At 75.2% G+C, this 16,523-nt stretch carries 18 protein-coding genes; 7 read left to right on the top strand and 11 right to left on the bottom strand.

All coding sequences use genetic code 11. From position 1 onward, the window contains the following. The 4 genes from FRZ03_RS07125 to FRZ03_RS07110 all read right to left on the bottom strand — a co-directional run. Positions 1-432, bottom strand: a 432-nt coding sequence (locus FRZ03_RS07125) for a universal stress protein (RefSeq protein WP_146464392.1), incomplete at its 3' end; no start/stop codon positions are given. Positions 433-446: 14 nt separating this feature from the next. Then, positions 447-1,700, bottom strand: coding sequence for an SLC13 family permease (locus tag FRZ03_RS07120; protein WP_186785297.1), 1,254 nt, complete (start codon positions 1,698-1,700; stop codon positions 447-449). An 82-nt stretch (positions 1,701-1,782) separates the two neighbouring features. Further along, on the bottom strand, positions 1,783-2,484 hold the full coding sequence (locus FRZ03_RS07115) for a DUF4232 domain-containing protein (protein WP_146464298.1): 702 nt from the start codon (positions 2,482-2,484) through the stop codon (positions 1,783-1,785). Between the two features lie 149 nt (positions 2,485-2,633). After that, complete coding sequence (locus FRZ03_RS07110) at positions 2,634-4,019, bottom strand: serine/threonine-protein kinase (protein ID WP_146464297.1); 1,386 nt, start codon at positions 4,017-4,019, stop codon at positions 2,634-2,636. A gap of 45 nt (positions 4,020-4,064) precedes the next feature. Here FRZ03_RS07110 and FRZ03_RS07105 point away from each other — a divergent pair, with 45 nt between their 5' ends. After that, a complete protein-coding gene (locus FRZ03_RS07105; protein WP_146464296.1) occupies positions 4,065-4,613 on the top strand; it encodes an RNA polymerase sigma factor in 549 nt (182 codons plus the stop codon). Positions 4,614-4,630: 17 nt separating this feature from the next. Here the strand turns inward: FRZ03_RS07105 and FRZ03_RS07100 are convergent, their stop codons facing one another. Both FRZ03_RS07100 and FRZ03_RS07095 read right to left on the bottom strand, forming a co-directional pair. After that, positions 4,631-7,012 (bottom strand): SpoIIE family protein phosphatase, encoded by a 2,382-nt coding sequence (locus FRZ03_RS07100; RefSeq protein ID WP_146464295.1) that lies wholly within the window; start codon positions 7,010-7,012, stop codon positions 4,631-4,633. 264 nt (positions 7,013-7,276) lie between these two features. Next, entirely contained in the window at positions 7,277-8,029 is a 753-nt protein-coding gene (locus tag FRZ03_RS07095; RefSeq protein ID WP_146464294.1) for a 2OG-Fe(II) oxygenase, read from the bottom strand. 179 nt (positions 8,030-8,208) lie between these two features. Here FRZ03_RS07095 and FRZ03_RS07090 point away from each other — a divergent pair, with 179 nt between their 5' ends. Next, positions 8,209-8,451: a hypothetical protein gene (locus tag FRZ03_RS07090; protein WP_146464293.1), complete on the top strand. Its 243-nt coding sequence runs from the start codon at positions 8,209-8,211 to the stop codon at positions 8,449-8,451. A gap of 3 nt (positions 8,452-8,454) precedes the next feature. Then, positions 8,455-8,832 carry a toxin Doc gene (locus FRZ03_RS07085; RefSeq protein WP_146464292.1) on the top strand — a complete coding sequence of 126 codons (378 nt, stop codon included), beginning with the start codon at positions 8,455-8,457 and terminating at the stop codon, positions 8,830-8,832. A gap of 412 nt (positions 8,833-9,244) precedes the next feature. Here the strand turns inward: FRZ03_RS07085 and FRZ03_RS07080 are convergent, their stop codons facing one another. Then, on the bottom strand, positions 9,245-10,414 hold the full coding sequence (locus FRZ03_RS07080) for a lactate 2-monooxygenase (protein ID WP_146464291.1): 1,170 nt from the start codon (positions 10,412-10,414) through the stop codon (positions 9,245-9,247). A 408-nt stretch (positions 10,415-10,822) separates the two neighbouring features. Here FRZ03_RS07080 and FRZ03_RS07075 point away from each other — a divergent pair, with 408 nt between their 5' ends. Next, entirely contained in the window at positions 10,823-11,257 is a 435-nt protein-coding gene (locus FRZ03_RS07075; RefSeq protein ID WP_146464290.1) for a subtilase-type protease inhibitor, read from the top strand. Positions 11,258-11,459: 202 nt separating this feature from the next. Here the strand turns inward: FRZ03_RS07075 and FRZ03_RS07070 are convergent, their stop codons facing one another. From FRZ03_RS07070 to FRZ03_RS07055, 4 genes are read right to left on the bottom strand one after another with little or no spacing between them, the layout of a single operon-like run. After that, on the bottom strand, positions 11,460-11,657 hold the full coding sequence (locus FRZ03_RS07070; protein ID WP_146464289.1) for a CDGSH iron-sulfur domain-containing protein: 198 nt from the start codon (positions 11,655-11,657) through the stop codon (positions 11,460-11,462). After that, a complete protein-coding gene (locus FRZ03_RS07065; protein ID WP_146464288.1) occupies positions 11,638-12,312 on the bottom strand; it encodes a HemK2/MTQ2 family protein methyltransferase in 675 nt (224 codons plus the stop codon). The genes FRZ03_RS07070 and FRZ03_RS07065 overlap by 20 nt, the downstream gene beginning before the upstream one ends. A gap of 14 nt (positions 12,313-12,326) precedes the next feature. Beyond that, a complete protein-coding gene (locus FRZ03_RS07060) occupies positions 12,327-13,334 on the bottom strand; it encodes an iron-containing redox enzyme family protein (protein ID WP_146464287.1) in 1,008 nt (335 codons plus the stop codon). Between the two features lie 28 nt (positions 13,335-13,362). Further along, positions 13,363-13,554: a hypothetical protein gene (locus FRZ03_RS07055; RefSeq protein ID WP_146464286.1), complete on the bottom strand. Its 192-nt coding sequence runs from the start codon at positions 13,552-13,554 to the stop codon at positions 13,363-13,365. A 374-nt stretch (positions 13,555-13,928) separates the two neighbouring features. On the opposite strand from FRZ03_RS07055, the gene FRZ03_RS07050 reads away from it, so the two are divergent. From FRZ03_RS07050 to FRZ03_RS07040, 3 genes are read left to right on the top strand one after another with little or no spacing between them, the layout of a single operon-like run. Further along, entirely contained in the window at positions 13,929-14,756 is an 828-nt protein-coding gene (locus FRZ03_RS07050; RefSeq protein ID WP_146464391.1) for an SDR family NAD(P)-dependent oxidoreductase, read from the top strand. Positions 14,757-14,761: 5 nt separating this feature from the next. Then, the gene (locus tag FRZ03_RS07045; protein ID WP_146464285.1) at positions 14,762-15,679 is read left to right on the top strand and encodes a DMT family transporter; all 918 of its coding nucleotides are present in this window, start codon (positions 14,762-14,764) and stop codon (positions 15,677-15,679) included. Positions 15,680-15,703: 24 nt separating this feature from the next. Further along, positions 15,704-16,429 (top strand): polysaccharide deacetylase family protein, encoded by a 726-nt coding sequence (locus FRZ03_RS07040; protein ID WP_146464284.1) that lies wholly within the window; start codon positions 15,704-15,706, stop codon positions 16,427-16,429. Positions 16,430-16,523 lie beyond the last annotated feature (94 nt).

Genomic DNA, 16,523 nt, shown 5'->3' with positions numbered 1-16,523 from the left:
GACCAGGAGGACCGGGCAGGGGGCGTGGTCGACGGCGAACCGGACCGCCGGGCCGAGACTGCGCGGGCCCAGCCGGGACCGGTCCCCGTCCCGCGCCAGCACCAGCAGGTCCGCCCCCTCGGCGGCGGCCACCACCTCCCGCTCGACCCGGCCCGAGCGCTCCTCGCGCGCGCAGGGCCGGCCCAGCCGCTCGGCCGCGGCCGCGAGCAGTTCGGCCGCCGACGTGCCGCCCAGCCGCTCCAGCAGGGCACCCGGATCGCGCTCCGGGTGCCCCCGGCCCAGCAGTCCGGCGAACGCGCCGTGCGCCACCCCGGGCACATCCGGCCCGCTGACGTGCAGCAGCACCACCTCGGCGCCCTCCGGCGCGTGGCTGCGCACGGCGTCCACACAGGCGGGCCAGGTGCCCTCGACCAGCCAGACGATCACACGCATACGGTCGGCCTCCCTCAGAAGACGTGCAGCGACCCCCACAGTGCCACCACCGCGACGGCGAGGGACGACGGCACGGCGAGCAGCCCCAGCCGGGTGAACTCCCCGAGGTTCACGTCGTGCTCGTGCTGGTGCACGATCCGCCGCCACAGCAGCGTGGCCAGTGACCCGGCATAGGTCAGGTTCGGGCCGATGTTCACCCCGAGCAGCACCGCGAGCACCGCGCCGGGGCCGGCCGGCGCCGCCAGCGGCAGCAGGACCAGCACCGCGGGCAGGTTGTTGACGATGTTCGCCAGTACGGCGGCCAGCGCGGCGGTCCCCAGCAGCGCGGGCAGCCCGGTGCCGCCCGGCACCACCCGCCCGAGCACATCGGCGAGCCCGTTGTCGACCACCGCCCGGACCACGATGCCCAGCGCCAGCACGAACGCCAGGAACGCCGGGGCCGCCGCCCGCACCACGCTCAGCGGGGTCGCCAGGCCCCGCAGCAGCGCCCGCCCGGCGAGCACCAGCGCCCCGGCCGCCGCCACCCAGGCGGGCTCGACGCCGAACAGCGAGGCCACCACGAACCCGGCCAGTGTGCAGGCCACGGTGGCCAGCGCGAACCGGGGGAAGGGGGGCTGTTCGCCGGTGTCCGGTGCCGCCGGCGCCGCCGTCGCGAGGTCGCCGGCGAAGAACCGCCGGAACACCAGGTACTCGGTGCCGATCGCGGCGAGCCACGGCAGCGCCATCAGCGCCGCGAACCGGGTGAAGCTCAGCCCGCTCGCCGCGAACGCCAGCAGGTTCGTCAGATTGGACACCGGAAGCAGCAGTGACGCCGTGTTCGACAGATGCGTGCAGGCGTACACATGCGGCTTGGGGCGTACGCCGGTGCGCGCGGCGGTGGCGAACACCACCGGGGTGAGCAGCACGATCGTGGCGTCCAGGCTGAGCACGGCGGTGATCACGGAGGCGAGCGCGAAGACCGCCGTCAGCAGCCGCACCGGACGGCCCGCCGCCCACCGGGCCATCCACGCCCCGCACGCCCGGAACAGCCCCTCCACGTCGCAGAAATGGGCGAGCACCAGGACCGCCGCGAGGAAACCGACCACCGGCCCCAGCCGCTCGGCCTCGGCCCGGGCGTGGTCGAGGGAGATGGCGCCGGTGGCGATCGCGATCCCGGCGGCCGGGACGGCCATGACCGCCTCCGGCCATCCGAAGGGCCGTACGACGGCGAACGCGAGTACCGCGAGGAGCAGTACGGCGGAGAGTGCTTCGGCGAGCGGGCTGTTCAGGGCGGGTCCTTCCGGAATCGATCAGGCATTCCCGCCCATGAAAACAGACGCCCCCGGTGCCCGCGCCGTCGGCACGGGCCGGTCAGGGCGCCGTGCCGGGGCCGAAGACGGTCAGGAAGACGGACGAGGAGTTACCGGAGACGGGCACCGCGCCGCCCGTCCACGCCACCTTCAGATGGTCCCGCTCGTCCGGCGGGGTGATCAGCAGCGCGGCCGGCCTCGCCGTCCTGGCGCCGCTGACCTCCGGGTTGGAGTAGGTCAGCCCGGCCCAGGCGCTCTGTCCCGGCCGCAGGGTGACCGTCGTCGGGGAGCCCGACTCGCGCCGGGGGTCGGGGCCGAGCTGGGCGCCGCCCGCGCTGACGAAGGCCGCGCCCGGGAAGCCGCGTACGGTGCAGGTGCGGTGGGAGGCGTTGGTGAGGACCAGGGGGAAGTTCTCCTGCCCGGCGCCGGGATCGTTGCGGCCCACCGAGGCGCGCAGTTCGGAGGTGTGGCAGCGGGTGCTCGTCGCCGCGGTCGTTCCCGTGCCGCCCGACGTCCCGGTCGCCCGGGACACCGCCGTCGAGGCGGCTCCGGTGGGCGTGGCGGACCCGGCGGAGGGCGCGGCCGGAGTGCCGGACGCCGGCGGCGTCGAGGCGTCGGTCGCGGGTGCGGCCGTACCGGAGGCCGTCACGGGCGGATCGCTGTGCACGGTCTGTCCGTTGCCGCAGGCGGTCAGCAGGCCCAGCACGGCCATCGAGCCCGCGAGCAGGGCCCCGCGCCGCGCGGACCGAGGGGTGTACACCATGTCGCTCAACACTCCTGGAGGGTCGGGGCACGCGTGTGGACGCGTGCCTACGGTGCCGAGTGCGCCGTCACCCCACTCCGATGCACGGACCGTGGGAAAAGTTCGGAACACAGGGGTTCTTTTCCCCGCTTCGGCGCCCGGCCGACTCCTCACCCCATCCGCAGCGAACGCAGTACGCCATCGGTGGCGTCCTCGTCACCCCGCTGGCGTAGCTGCACGTACACCTGGGGCTGGTCGGCACCACCGGCCGGGACCAGCGCCGACTCGGTGATCGACCCGCCGTCCGGGCAGCCGCTCCAGGCCCGCACCAGGCCGTGCCAGCCGGCGTCGGCGAAGGCGCGGCTGCTGGAGTGGTGGCAGCCGGGATGGGTGAGCGCCTTCACCCGGGCGGTGACGTCGCCGTGTTCGCTGAGCCCGACGAACACCCCGTTCACCGGCGCGTCCAGTTCGGACCAGTGGGCGAGGTCGTCGGCCACCACCAGGCCCGGTTCCCGGCCCGCGCCGAGGCCCAGGGCGTGCGGGTCCCAGCCCGAGTCGCGCAGCCGGCGGTCCCAGCCGGCCGGCACCCGCACGCTCACCCGCCCGTGCGCGTCCGCCACCCGGGCCTGCTCAGCCGCGCCGCCACGGTGCAGGACGGCGGTGACCGCGACCGCCGTCACCGCGGCCGCGGCGAGCGCGGCGAGCGACAGCGTCACCGCGCCGAGCCGGCCGCGGACCCGGTCGAGCCGCCGCGCGGGCCTCCGGGGCCCCGCCGCCAGCCGGTCCAGCTCGGCCGCGAACTCCCGCGCGGCCGGCCAGCGCCGCGTGCGGTCCGGCTCCAGCGCGCGCAGCAGCGCCCGCGCCACGCCGTCCCCGAGGTCCGGCCGCAGCCGCCCCGGCGGCACCACCTTCCCCGGCGGTCCCGGCACGCTCCCGGTGATCAGTTCGTAGCCGACCGCGCCCAGGGCGTAGACGTCGGCCCGCTCGTCGATGCCCTCGCCGGGCTCGGCCTGTTCCGGCGGCCGGTACCCCGCCGAGCCCGCCGCGAGCGTCAGCACCGAGGCCTGCGCGAGGCTCTTGGCCAGCCCCAGATCGGCCAGCAGCACCCGCCGGGTGCCGTCCGGGGCGGTGTGCAGCAGCAGGTTGGTCGGCTTGATGTCGCGGTGCACGATCCCCGCCTCGTGCAGCGCGGCGGCGGCCCGCGCGGCCTCCGCCGTCAGCGCCAGCGCGTCGGGCACCGGCAGCGGACCGTTCGCCAGCAGCTCTGCGACGGTGCCGCCGTCGGCGTACTCCATCACGAAGTACGGTCTGCCGTCCGGGAGTTCCCCGATGTCGTAGACCTGCACCACCCGGCTGGAGCCGGCCCGGCGCAGCAGCCGTGCCTCGGACAGGAAGCGGTCCCTGACGTCCAGCCGGTGCGACCAGTTCTCGGCGAGGACCTTCACCGCCACCGGGGCCTGCAGCTCCGGGTCGTGGGCGAGCCACACGGTGGCGAACGCACCGGTGCCCAGCGGCCGTTCGAGGCGGTAGCGGCCGATCCGCTCCAGCGAGTGCATGCGACTATCATGCCTGCCCTGAGATCGACCGAAGGAGGGCCCGACGTGCAGGACGAGGCGCCGGTGGAGGATCTCGCCCGGTGTGCCGCCGCCGGGGACACGGCGGCCCTGGACCGGCTGCTGGCCGAGCTGCGGCCCGAGGTGCTGCGCCGCTGCGGGCGCTTCCTGCCGTGCCGGGAGGACGCCGAGGAGGCCGCCCAGGACGTGCTGCTCCAAGTGGCCCGCCGCATCGGCACCTTCGAGGGCCGCAGCCGCTTCGGCACCTGGCTGTACACCGTCGTCGCCAACTGCTGCCGGCAGAAGTACCGCGAGCTGAAGCGGCGGGCCGCCGAGCAGCCCGCCGCCATCGAGCCGGCGCACGCCGTCGACCCGCGCACCACCAGCGTCATCGCCGGTTCGCGGGTGGACCTGCTGGAGGCCCTGGACCGGCTGGAGCGCGAACACCCGCACCTGGTGGCGCCTTTGGTGTACCGGGACATCTGCCAGCTGGACTACGCCGAGGCCGCCGAGCGCGCCGGCATCCCGCTCGGCACCCTCAAGTCCCGCCTGCACGAGGCCCGCCGGCAGGTGCGGCCCTGGCTCACCGGTCTCTAGCGCTGTGGCCGCCCGGGCTACCGGTCCTCCTCCTCGTACAGCGGCAGCTCCGCCCAGATCGTCTTGCCCTGCCCGCCGTGCCGGCTGCCCCAGCGCTGGGTGAGCTGGGCGACCAGCAGCAGCCCCCGGCCGCCCTCGTCGAAGGTCTTGGCCCGGCGCAGGTGCGGGGCGGTGGGGTTGGTGTCGGAGACCTCGCAGATCAGGGTGGCCGCGTCATGGATCAGCCGCAGCCGGATCGGATGGGCGCCGTAGCGGATGGCGTTGGTGACCAGCTCGCTGACCACCAGCTCCGCCGTGAACGCGGCCTCGCTCAGCCCCCAGCTGTCCAGTTGCTCCACCGCCTGCTTGCGGATCGGCGCCACCAGCGCCGGGTCAGCCGGGATGTCCCAGGTCGCCACCTGGGAGGCGGGCAGGCCCTGGGTGCGGGCGAGCAGCAGCGCCACGTCGTCGGCGACACCGCCGGACGGCAGCAGGGAGTGCAGGATGCGGTCGCAGGAGGCGTCCAGCGAACCGGCGTACGCCTCAAGGGCCTGGTACAGCATGCCGCGCCCGGCGTCCCCGTCCCGCTCCCGGGACTTCACCAGACCGTCCGTGTACAGGGCGAGCACGGTGCCCTCCGCCAGCTCCACCTCGGTGGACTCGAAGGGCAGCCCGCCCAGGCCCAGCGGCGGACCCGCGGGCACGTCCAGCTGGTGCGGCCGCCCGCCCGGCGGCAGCAGCACGGGCGGCGGATGCCCGGCCCGGGCCAGCGTGCAGCAGCGCGAGACCGGGTCGTACACCGCGTACAGACAGGTCGCCCCGACCTCGCCGGTGCTGCCGTCGCCGGCCTCCTCCGCCAGCCGCACCACCAGGTCGTCCAGATGGGTGAGCAGTTCGTCCGGGGCCAGGTCGATGTCGGCGAGGGTGCGCACGGCGGTGCGCAGCCGGCCCATGGTGGCCGAGGCCTGGATGCCGTGCCCGACCACGTCCCCGACGACCATGGCGACCCGCAGCCCGGACAGCGGGATCACGTCGAACCAGTCGCCCCCCACCCCGGCCCGGGCCGCCGGCAGGTACCGGGAGGAGGCCTCCAGGGCGGCCGTGCGCGGCAGGGTGCGGGGCAGCAGGCTGCGTTGCAGGGCCAGGGCGGTCTCGCGCTCGCGCGAGTAGCGCCGGGCGTTGTCGATGCAGACCGCGGCCCGGGTGGTGATCTCCTCCGCCAGCAGCCGGTCGTCCGGGGCGAAGCCCTCCGGGCGCCGGTGCCGGGTGAACACCGCGACCCCGAGGGTGAGCCCGCGGGCGCGCACCGGGACGGCCATCGTGGAGTGGATGCCGAAGACGCGCACCTGCCGGGCGCGGGCGCTGTTCCAGTCCAGCCAGGGGCTCATGTCGCCCGCGGCCATCGAGGCGATGATCGTCCGCCCCTCGGTCAGCGCGTCCGCCTGCGGGGAACCGGCCGGGTAGCGCTCGTTCTGCCCCGGCTTCACCACCGCCTCCGGCACCCCGTCCAGGACCGACAGATGGGCGGCGCGGCGCAGGGTGACCGGCGTGGTGACACGGGCCGGGGGCTCCCCGCCGTACTCCTCGGGGTCCAGCAGGTCGACGGTGACGAAGTCGGCCAGCGCCGGCACGCACATGCCGGCCAGCTCCTGCGCCGTGCGGGTCACGTCGAGGGTGGTGCCGATGCGCACGCTCGCCTCGTTCACCAGTTGCAGGCGCTGCCGGGCCCGGTGGTTCTCGCTGATGTCGTGCAGGGCCAGGCACACCCCGCGCACCCGGCCGGGCCGGTCCCGCACCGGGGTCATCCGCACGAGCCAGGCGTGCGCCCGCTGGTCGCCGCCTACCCGCATGAAGGTCTGCACGTCCAGCGGCCGGCCGTGCCCCAGCACCTCGCGCATGCTCGGGGCCAGATCCTCGCTTTCCGGCTCGCCGACCATGTCCGTGATGTGCAGCCCCCGCGTCCGGTCCTCGGGCAGCCCGCAGAGCGCGGCCATGGCGCCGTTCATCCGGCGCAGCCGCAGCCTCTCGTCGTACACGGCGATCGCGCACGGTGACTGGTCCAGGCCCGCCTCGCCCAGCGGGTCGTCCTCGGCGGGCGGCTGCGCGCCGGTCAGGGGGGTGACGAGGACCCAGTGGTCCCCGGCGCCGTCGGGGCCGGGCAGCCGCCGGGCCAGCAGCCACACCGGAAGGCTGCGGCCGTCCTGGTGGCGCAGTTCGAGCGTGCCGTGCCAGCGGCGGGCGTCTTCGGGCGGGCTCACGGCCGGTCCGGCGAGCAGGTGGGAGGCGGGGCGGCCCACGACGGCTTCGGCGGGGTGGCCGAGCAGTCGCCGCGCGCCCTCGTTCCACTCCACCAGTGTTCCGTCGTCATCGATGACAGCCCGGGCCGTCGCCGCCTCGTCGAACGGATAGACCCGGCTCATCGTCGCCGCTCCCAAGCGCACACTCACAGTGAACAGGTGGCACTACTCGTGAGTCCCAGCCTAGTGCTTCGTGCCCGCCGGTGAACGCCGGCACCCCTGTGGACGATGATTGGCCGGACGCGATCAAGATCGACGATCTCCCCAGGTCACGAGGGGCTTGCGCATTTTTTCGGTTCCGTTGCGATCGGTGGTCGGAATCTGTTTGTTCGAGACCGGTCCTGTGCGCTTGTGGGTCCCAGGGCCCGGTGGCCCACGGACTGGTGGTCACGCGGCGTCGTGGAACACCAGCCCCAGAGTGCGCCGCCGACCGGACCGCACGGTGCTCACCCCGTGCCGCATCCCGCCCGCCGACCAGCCGCGCCGGGTGCGCACCGGGCGGTCCCGGGTGGTGAACACCAGCCCGTGCCCCTGCCGCAGCACGCTCGCCGTGCCCCGGGACTGGGCCCGCGGCCGCTGCTCGACCATCAGGAACTCGCCGCCCGTGTAGTCGTCGCCGTACGCGTCGAGGGCCACTACCACCTGGAGCGGGAAGACCAGCTCCCCGAACACGTCCCGGTGCAGGGCGTTCCAGTCGCCGGGCCCGTAGCGCAGCAGGATCTGCGCCGAGCGGTCCTGGCCGGCGGCGTGGCAGCGCTCCAGCCACTCGTCCAGCGCGTCGGGCCAGGGCGCGGGGCGGCCGAGCCGGGCCGCCCAGTCCCGGGCCACCGGGAGCAGCCGCGGGTAGAGCGCGGCGCGCAGAGCGGCCACCGGGGCGGGCAGATCGTGGGTGAAGTAGCGGTACTCGCCGCAGCCGTACCGGTGCCGGGCCAAGTCGACCGTGGTGCGGAACAGCTCCGGCCGGTCGTACAGGGCGCCCAGGACGCCGCACTCGGCGGCCGTCAGCAGGGGGCCGGTGGCCGCGCAGCCGTGTTCGTCCAGCTCCGCCGCGAGCGCGGTCCAGTCGGTGCGGGCCACCCGGCGGCGGGCCTCGGCCGGGGCGGGGGTCAGGCCCGGTGCCTCCCTCGGAACAGTGGTCATCGGTCCTCCCGGGCGGTTCTCGTGCCGTTGTCCCTGCCGAGTCTGCGGCGCCGGCCGGGCCGGGACCGGCGGGTATCGGACGTGGTCCTCGGTCCCGGAAGTCAGGGCCGGTACCGCAGAAGGTGTGAGATGACCTGCGGATATTTACGGGTGAGTACCCGAGCGGTACCGTTTGGTCCATGCCAGCTCTCAACGTGGAGTTCAGTGATCGGGAACTAGAGGACCTGCGGCAGATCGCCAAGGAGCGCGGTACGTCGATGAAGGCCCTCGTCCGCGAGGCCGCCGCCGCCGACATCGCCCGGCACCGGGCGCTTCAGGAGGGCGCCGAGGCGTTCCGCAGCTTCTTCACCACCCATGCCGAGGAGTTCGCGGCCGCCTTCCCGGAGGACGAGCCTCCGGCCGCGCGGGGCGAGGCCGCCTGAGTGATGCCTCCCGTCATCCACATCGATGTCCCGTGGCTGCTCCAGCGGCACGAGGAGGTACTGCCCGACCAGCCCGCGGTCGACGACTTCTCCGCGCTGGTCGCCGCCGTGGCCCGGCACCGGGTCGACCCGCCCCGGCTCGGCGTGGACTCCGACCCCGCCTGGCGGGCCGCCGCCCTGCTGCACACCCTCACCCTGCTCAAGCCGCTGCCCGCCGCCAACGCCCGCTTCGCCTGCGCGACCGCCGTGGCCTACATGTTCGTCAGCGGCGTCGGCATCGACCCGCCGTACGGCGCCCTCGTGGACCTGGCCCGCGACCTGCTCTCCGGCAAGACCGACGTGTACGGCGCCGCCGACCGGCTGCGCTCCTGGCAGATCTGAGCCGCCCCCCGACCGGCCGCCCGCCGCCGAACGCGCCGGGCGGCCCGCGCGGCCGTCCGTATCCGACGTCCGTGCCCGCCCGGCCGGCGGGGGAAGGCGCCGGGGCCGCCGACCGGGCGGGCGAAACGGGCCGGCGGCCGGTCCCGCACGGGAGAGCCGCCGTCCCGCGCGGGGCCTTCCGGGCGGCCGACCCAGTCCATCACCGGGGCGCGCGCGACGGTACGGTGTGCGCCCGCGCGATGGGTGCGCGGGGTTCACACGGGGTGCGCGAGGACGGGCCCGGCGCCGGATCATCCCGGTGCCGCAGCCCGGGACATGCCCGTGCCGCCGCCCGGAAGTCCCGCCGTGCCGCCGCCCGGTGCGGCCCCGGCTCCGGTGGAGGTGCCGGGGCGCCGGGGCGTCCGCCGCGCTCTCAGGCCGGGTCCTCCGTCAGGTCGTCCGGGGTGAGGGCCGTCGCGGTGGTGTGGCCCGAGAGGGCGAGGGTCAGGTCGAGTTCGGCCAGCAGGCAGCGGATGACGTGGGTCACGCCCGCCTCGCCGTCCAGGCCCAGCCCGTAGACGTACGGCCGGCCCAGCAGGACGGCCTCGGCGCCGAGGGCGAGCGCCTTGAACACGTCGTCGCCGGTGCGGATGCCGCTGTCGAACAACACCGTCAGCCGGTCACCGGCCGCCGCCGCGACCCGCGGCAGCGCGTCGGCCGCCGCCACGGACCCGGCGACCTGCCGGCCGCCGTGGTTGGAGACCACCACGCCGTCCATCCCGGCGTCCGCCGCGAGCCGGGCGTCGTCCGGGTGCAGCACGCCCTTGAGGACGATCGGCCCGTCCCAGTGGGCCCGCAGGAACTCCAGGTCCGGCCAGGTGTGGCCGGGGTCCCCGAACAGGCCGAGGAAGTGCAGCACCGCCGCGTTCGGGTCCTCGTGCACCGGCTTGGCGAGGCCCGCCCGGAAGGCCGGGTCGGTGAAGTAGTTGGCGGTGCCCACCCCGTGCAGGAACGGCAGATAGGCCCGGTCCAGATCGCGCGGCCGCCAGGACAGCAGCGGCGTGTCCAGCGTGACCACCAGCACCGAGAACCCGGCCGCCTGCGCCCGCCCGAGGAAACTCCGGGTCACCTCGCGGTCCTTGCCCCAGTACAGCTGGAACCAGCGCTCGGCGTCCCCCATCGCCTCCGCCACCTGCTCCATCGGCGTGCTGGACGCGGACGACAGGACGTACGGCACGCCCTGCGCCGCCGCGGCCCGTGCGGCGGCGGTCTCGGCGTCCGGGTGCATGATCGACAGCACCCCCACGGGCGCCAGGGCGAGCGGGGCCGGCAGGCTCCGCCCGAGCACCTCCACCGACAGATCGCGCTCCCGCACGTCCCGCAGCATGCGCGGCACGATCCGGCGCCGGGCGAGCGCCGCCCGGTTGGCGCGGGCGGTGCCGCCGTCACCCGCGCTGCCCGCCACATAGCCCACCGGGCCCGGGCCGAGCCGGTGTTCGGCGAGTTCCTCCAGCCGGGTCAGATCGGTCGGGAGCCGGGGCACGGCGCCCGACATCCCGTTCAGGTAGATCTCGTACTGGAAGTCCGCCCAGTGCCCCGCCATCCGCTGCTCCCGTCTTCCCGCGCCGAGTTCGCGTGCGGCGCCGACAATACGGGCCGGTAGCGGGGGAGTCGGCCCCGGGTGGAGCCCCCGCCTCCGGTGATCGTTCCCTGAACACGGGGAGTCATGAAGGGGGTCCTGGACGGCGGTGCCGGAATGTTTCCGGACGATTAAACAAGCGCTGATTCTCAGTCAATTGACGGCTTCCTGACGGCAACTGCCGCGCAGTTACCGGGTCCTGCCGTTCGAATTCCGTGACTTCACGCCACTGCTTCAACACAAAAGGTTACCGAAAGCTGTGGGGTCGATGTGTGTTTCCGCGGGGGACTCGGCAGAGTGGCGCTCGCCGCTCCGACGTCCCACCGGAAACGGAGCCGGCACCCTGTCTGTTCGAGCGGAAGGATGCACACAATGCGGAACACCGCGCGCTGGGCAGCGGCCTTCGGCCTCACGGCCGTCGCCGTCTGCGGACCCCTGACCGGGGCCGCCGTCGCCGCACCGGACGTCGCCCCCGCCTCGCTCTACGCCCCCTCGGCCCTGGTGCTGACCACCGGCCACGGCGGCGACGCGGCCACGGCGGCCCCCGAGCGTGCCGTCACCCTCAGCTGCGCCCCGGGCGCCTCCGGCACCCACCCGGCCGCCGCCGAGGCATGCGCCGAGCTGCGCGGAGTCGGTGGCGACCTCGACGCCCTCAAGGCACGCGAGGACGTGTGGTGCAACAAGCTGTACGACCCCGTGACCATCACCGTCCAGGGCGTGTGGCAGGGCCGGCGCGTCTCGTACGAGCGCACCTTCGGCAACTCCTGTGAGCGGGACGCGACGGGCGGCAGCCTCTTCGCGTTCTAGTGGACCGGGATCGCAGGTGCCCCCGCGTGGACACCGATCAGGACCGTGACTGGGGAGTGCGGCCCTGTGAAGCGGGGAACCCGCGATCTCGCGCCGGGTCGCCGGGCGAAGTGGGGTCGCCCGCCGCCTGCCCGGCACCGAAGCCGCTCCCCGGTCAGGTCCGTGGGGGTCCTGCCGGGGAGCGGCCAAAAAAGGACGGTGCTCAGGCCTTGCGCCGGTGACTGGTGTCGCACCAGGGGTAGCGCCGGCTGCGCCGGCAGGTGCACAGAGCGACACGGAACCGGTCCGAGGACACGGTCGTACCGTCCTCCAGTTCGATCTCCACGGGCCCCTCCACGAGCAGCGGCCCACGCCGTTGCACCGTGATCCGCCGGGCGCGCTCAGCAGGTTCGTTCGGCACGGATCACCACCAGCTCTTCCCTCGTCTCGTGCGGCGCCAGCAGCCCGCGCCGGCGCAGCCAGTCCGCCCGGGAACGCAGCACCGGGCCGAGTCCGATCCAGCGCCGCCGCACCACGGCCGCCTTCAGGCCCGCGTCCCGCAGCAGATCGACCGTCCGTCCGGGATCGCTCAGCGCGGACTGCACGAGCAGCACCACGCCCCCGGGCGCCAGCAGTCCGGGCGCGCCCCGGCAGATGCGGTCCAGCAGCAGCCGCCCGTCGTGGCCCGCGTCCCAGGCCCGGGACCGGCCGCGCGGGCCGCCGCCGGTGTGCGGGGCGGGGACGTAGGGCGGATTCGCGAGGATCATGTCGTACGTCCGCCCGTGCACCGGGGCGAAGAGGTCGCCGCGCCGGATGCGCACCGGCAGCCGGGTCAGCCAGGCGTTCAGCCGGGTCGTCCACACCGCCCGCCGGGACACGTCGACCGCGGTCACCTCGGCCCCCATCCGGGCCGCCGTCAGCGCCAGCGCGCCGCTCCCGGTGCCCACGTCGAGCACCCGTGCCCCGGGCGGTACCGCCTCCTCGCGCAGGGCCTCGGCCAGCAGCGCGGTGTCGTCCTGTGGGGCGTAGACGCCCGGAATCAGCAAAGCGATCACGGATCGCGAGTACCCGTGCATACCGGATGCATGGGTCACACCGTGCTCGGCTCTCCCAGGGGCACCCGGAGCGACGACCGTCCCGCGCGCCAGTCGGTCAGCAGCCGCCGGGCCAGCCGGTCCTCCAGGTACTCGGTGGCGTCGACGCCGAAGGCGATGTCCGCCGCCAGCTCCGGCTCCTCCTCCAGCAGTCCGCCGATCACCTCGTGCCGGACCACCTGCTCGTGCACCGCGTCCGCCTCCACGTGCTCGTCGTAGAAGAACTGCGCGGCCGCCCCCGCGCCGGTGCGGCGCAGTGCCTCGGCCAGGCGCCGGGAGCCGGGGGAGGAGGTGATCTCCACGTCGGCGAAGTGGCCCACCAGGGCGCCGCGCAGGGCGCGGTGCAGGCCGAACAGGGACATCAGGTTGACGACGGCCAGCATCTCGGCCGGAGCCGCGTCCAGGTACCGGCCGTACCGGGTGTCCAGGTCGAGGTCCCGCATCAGGTCGGCGAACAGCCGCGCGTGGACCCGCTCGGCCCGGCCGCCCCCGAACTCGTCGTACTCCACCGCCGCCATCGCCGCCTTCGCCCGGCCCCACAGCCGCGGCAGCACCCAGGCGTGCGGGTCGGCCTCCTTCAGGTGGTACAGGGAACGCTGCGCCGCGTACTCGCGCAGCTGCCACAACTCGCCCTCCTCGCAGAGGAAATGGCTGGCGCCGGTGCCCTCGGCGGGTTCCACCAGAAGGGCACCGAGCGCGTCGTCCAGACGGTCGTGGACCGGGGTGTCAGCGCGCAGGGCGGCCAGGTAACGCCGCTCCAGCGCGGCCCGCACCCGCAGGAGCTCCGGGTCCCACTCGGCCTCGGCGGGCACGCCCGCGAAGCCCCGGTAATGCAGCTCGTAACACAGGTACAGGGCGAGCTGCGGATCATCGCCGTAGGGGTCCGCGTCCGCCGCGTCCACGGGGCTCGGCAGGGGGCCGGCGCCCCGCAGGAACGCGATGAGCGCGGCGGACAGCGGTCCGCGGGCGTCCGGCAGCTCGGGTCCTCGCACAGGGTGGTTCATGGACCCCGGGTACCCGCGTCCGGGCAGCTCAGTGGTGCCGTCCGGGTGTCTTGCGGTCGCCCCGCGACTGCTCCTGGGCGCCCGCGTTCGGGGTGATGGCGTCCCCCGCCTCACCCTTGCCGCGGTCCTTCTCGCCGCGCCGCTCGGCCTCCTCGGCCTCGTGCAGCACCTCGCCCAGTGCCGTCTCGGGCCGCTCCTCGCGCTGGTCCCCGCCGGACATCGCGTCTCCCTTCCGCCTTCGGTGTCGTCCTGATCGCCCACGGGTTGCCCGGTACGGCGGTCTCAAGCCCCGGACGGCGGCGGCGCCTGGACGAGGTGTCCTGCGGGCGCTCGCCGAGAGGCCCCCGTTCGGGCGGTGTCCGCAGTGTTTCCCCGGCGCACGGGGAAACACTGCGGCGATCCCTGCCCCCGGAAGACCGAGGTGCCATGTCCGTCGACCTCACCGGCAGCCGCCTCACCCTGGACGGCGTCCACCCCGCCGTCCGCGCCGTCTCCACATGCGCGTTGTTTCATGGTGTGGCGCCCTGGATACACCGCGAGGGTTCGGCCCTGGAGTTCGCGAGACGTGTACGCCGTCGCAGTGAGGTCGCCACCATGTCCCATGCCCCGTCCCCCGCAGGACCGTCGAACCGCACGCGACCGGTGGCGGAGACCGTCCCGGACGCCCCGTCGGCCCGCCGTGGCACGGCCCTGGTGACCGGCGCCTCCTCCGGCATCGGCGCGGCCGTGGCCCGCCGGCTGGCCGCCGAGGGCGGCTGGCGGCTGGTGCTCAACGGCCGTGACCTCACCCGTCTGGAGCATGTGGCCGCCGAGATGTCGGCCCTGGCCGTCGCCGCGGACCTCACCCGGCCCGGCGCCGACCGCCGGGTGACCGAGGCCGCCCTCGACCACCTGGGCCGCGTGGACCTCGTCGTGGCGGGTGCCGGTGTCGGCTGGGCCGGCGACTTCACCGGCATGCCCCGCGCCCGCATCGAGGAACTGGTCGGCACCGATCTGCTGGCCACCATGCAGCTGGTGCGCGGCCTGCTGCCCCACATGGTCGCCGCCGGCTCCGGACGCGTGGTGCTGCTCGGCTCCGTCGCGGGCAGCGTGGGGGTGCGCGGCGAGGCGGTGTACTCCGCGGTCAAGGCCGCCGTGGCCACGTTCGCCGACGCCCTGCGCTACGAACTGCGCGGCACCGGCGTCGGCGTCACCCATGTGGTCCCCGGAGTGGTCGACACCCCCTTCTTCGACCGGCGCGGCGCCCCCTACCGGCGCTCCTGGCCGCGCCCGGTGCCGCCCGAGCGCGTCGCGGACGCCGTGCTCACCGCCGTACGGCGCGGCAAGGACGAGGTGTACGTCCCCGGCTGGCTGCGGCTGCCCGCCCGGGTGCGCGGGGCCGCGCCCGGCCTCTACCGGCGGCTCGCCGCCCGCTTCGGGTGAGCGGCGTGCTCGCGCTGCCGGTCGTCCTGGCGCTGTGCGCGGCCCTGGCCAACGCCGCCTCCTCGGTGCTCCAGCGCCGGGCCGCCGCCATGGACACCCCGGAGGAACCCGTCGGGGCCGGGGCCTTCCTGCGCGGGCTGCGGCGGCTGCTGCGCCGCCCGGACTGGCTGGGCGGCGTCGGCCTGCTGATGGTCTCCGCCCTGCTCCAGGCCTGGGCCCTGGCCGTGGGCAGCCTGTCCCTGGTGCAGCCGCTGCTCGCCACGGAGCTGCTGTTCACACTGATCGTGGGCGGCCTGGTGTTCCGGCGCCGCCCGGACCGCCGCACCTGGCTGGCGTTCGTCGCGCTCGCCGTGGGGCTGGCGGTCTTCCTGCTCTCGGCCGCGCCGGTGCCGGGCCGCAACGACGCGACCTCCCGCGCCTGGCTGATGGCCGGGGGCGTGGCCTGCTGTGTCGTCGTGCTCCTGGTGCTGCTCGCCCGCACGGTACGGGGCGCGGCCCGCGCGGCGCTGCTGGGCCTCGCGTCCGCCGTCTCCTTCGCGACCACCGCCGCACTGCTGAAGGAGACCGTGGGACGGCTGCGGCTCGGGCCCGCCGCCATGTTCGCCCACTGGTCGCCGTACGCCACCGCCGCCACCGGGCTCGTCGCCTTCCTGCTGTTGCAGAGCGCGCTGGGCGCCGGCTCGCTGGCCGCGTCCCAGCCCGCGCTCACCCTCGGCGACGCGCTCACCAGCGTCGCGCTCGGCTGGGCGCTGTTCGAGGAGTCCGTCCAGCTCGGGCCGCGGATGGTGCCCGAGGCCATCGGCATCGTGCTGATCGGCGCGGGCAGCATCGGGCTGGCGAACGCCCCCTCGGTCGGCCGGGGCTGGGACACGCCCGCGGAGGGACACCCGCCGGACACCCACCTCCCGATGCGGCACAACTGAACGCGCAACCCCAGGAAGGTCACCATGTCATCCCGCGCCCTTCGTACGGCGGCCGTACTGCTGCCCGTCGGACTCGCCGGGGCCCACATCGGCCCGGCCGCCACCTGGCTCCCGGGCGTACGGCTGCCGTTCTTCCCCCGGCTCGCCGGCACCGGGCCGCGCCACCATGTCGCCCTGACCTTCGACGACGGCCCCGACCCGGTCGCCACGCCCCGCTTCCTGGACGTCCTGGACGAACTCGGCGCACACGCCACCTTCTTCGTGCTCGGCGAGCACGCCGTGCGCCATCCCGCCCTGGTCGCGGAGACCGCCCGGCGCGGGCACGAGGTCGCGGTGCACGGCTGGTCCCACGACCGGCCCTGGCTCCCCGCCGTCGCCCGGGAGACCACGGGCCTCGCCCGGACCGCCCGCGCGGTACGGGACATCACCGGCCGGCGGCCCCGGTGGTACCGCCCGCCCTACGGCATCCTCACCTCCGCCCGCTGGCTCGCCGCGCGGCGGGCCGGGCTGCGGCCGGTGCTGTGGTCCGCCTGGGGCAAGGACTGGCGCGCCGACGCCACGCCGGAGTCCGTGCGCGCGCTGATCTCCGCCGACCTGCGCGGCGGCGGCACCATCCTGCTCCACGACTCCGACCGCCTCGCCGCCCCGGGCTGCTGGCGCTCCGCGCTCGCCGCGCTGCCGGCGATCGTCCGGGACTGCCGGGAGGCGGGGCTGGCGGTGGGCGCGCTGCGGGAACACCAGGGGGAGTGACGACGGCGTGACGTGACCGGGACGGGAGCCCGGGCGCCCTCCGGTCCGCCCTTCCCGCCCCCCGTCAGGCGGTCGGGCCCGCGAGTTCGGCCAC

It is taken from the genome of Streptomyces misionensis (assembly GCF_007896895.1).
Classification (GTDB): Bacteria; Actinomycetota; Actinomycetes; order Streptomycetales; family Streptomycetaceae; genus Streptomyces; species Streptomyces misionensis_A.
This window is presented reverse-complemented; position numbering and strand designations above follow the sequence as displayed.

Coding starts and splice junctions, on each gene's coding strand:
- FRZ03_RS07115 (WP_146464298.1), bottom strand. CDS start 2,484: ATGGTGTACACCCCTCGGTCCGCGCGGCGCGGGGCCCTGCTCGCGGGC.
- FRZ03_RS07110 (WP_146464297.1), bottom strand. CDS start 4,019: ATGCACTCGCTGGAGCGGATCGGCCGCTACCGCCTCGAACGGCCGCTG.
- FRZ03_RS07100 (WP_146464295.1), bottom strand. CDS start 7,012: ATGAGCCGGGTCTATCCGTTCGACGAGGCGGCGACGGCCCGGGCTGTC.
- FRZ03_RS07095 (WP_146464294.1), bottom strand. CDS start 8,029: ATGACCACTGTTCCGAGGGAGGCACCGGGCCTGACCCCCGCCCCGGCC.
- FRZ03_RS07090 (WP_146464293.1), top strand. CDS start 8,209: ATGCCAGCTCTCAACGTGGAGTTCAGTGATCGGGAACTAGAGGACCTG.
- FRZ03_RS07085 (WP_146464292.1), top strand. CDS start 8,455: ATGCCTCCCGTCATCCACATCGATGTCCCGTGGCTGCTCCAGCGGCAC.
- FRZ03_RS07080 (WP_146464291.1), bottom strand. CDS start 10,414: ATGGCGGGGCACTGGGCGGACTTCCAGTACGAGATCTACCTGAACGGG.
- FRZ03_RS07075 (WP_146464290.1), top strand. CDS start 10,823: ATGCGGAACACCGCGCGCTGGGCAGCGGCCTTCGGCCTCACGGCCGTC.
- FRZ03_RS07065 (WP_146464288.1), bottom strand. CDS start 12,312: ATGCACGGGTACTCGCGATCCGTGATCGCTTTGCTGATTCCGGGCGTC.
- FRZ03_RS07060 (WP_146464287.1), bottom strand. CDS start 13,334: ATGAACCACCCTGTGCGAGGACCCGAGCTGCCGGACGCCCGCGGACCG.
- FRZ03_RS07055 (WP_146464286.1), bottom strand. CDS start 13,554: ATGTCCGGCGGGGACCAGCGCGAGGAGCGGCCCGAGACGGCACTGGGC.
- FRZ03_RS07050 (WP_146464391.1), top strand. CDS start 13,929: ATGTCCCATGCCCCGTCCCCCGCAGGACCGTCGAACCGCACGCGACCG.
- FRZ03_RS07040 (WP_146464284.1), top strand. CDS start 15,704: ATGTCATCCCGCGCCCTTCGTACGGCGGCCGTACTGCTGCCCGTCGGA.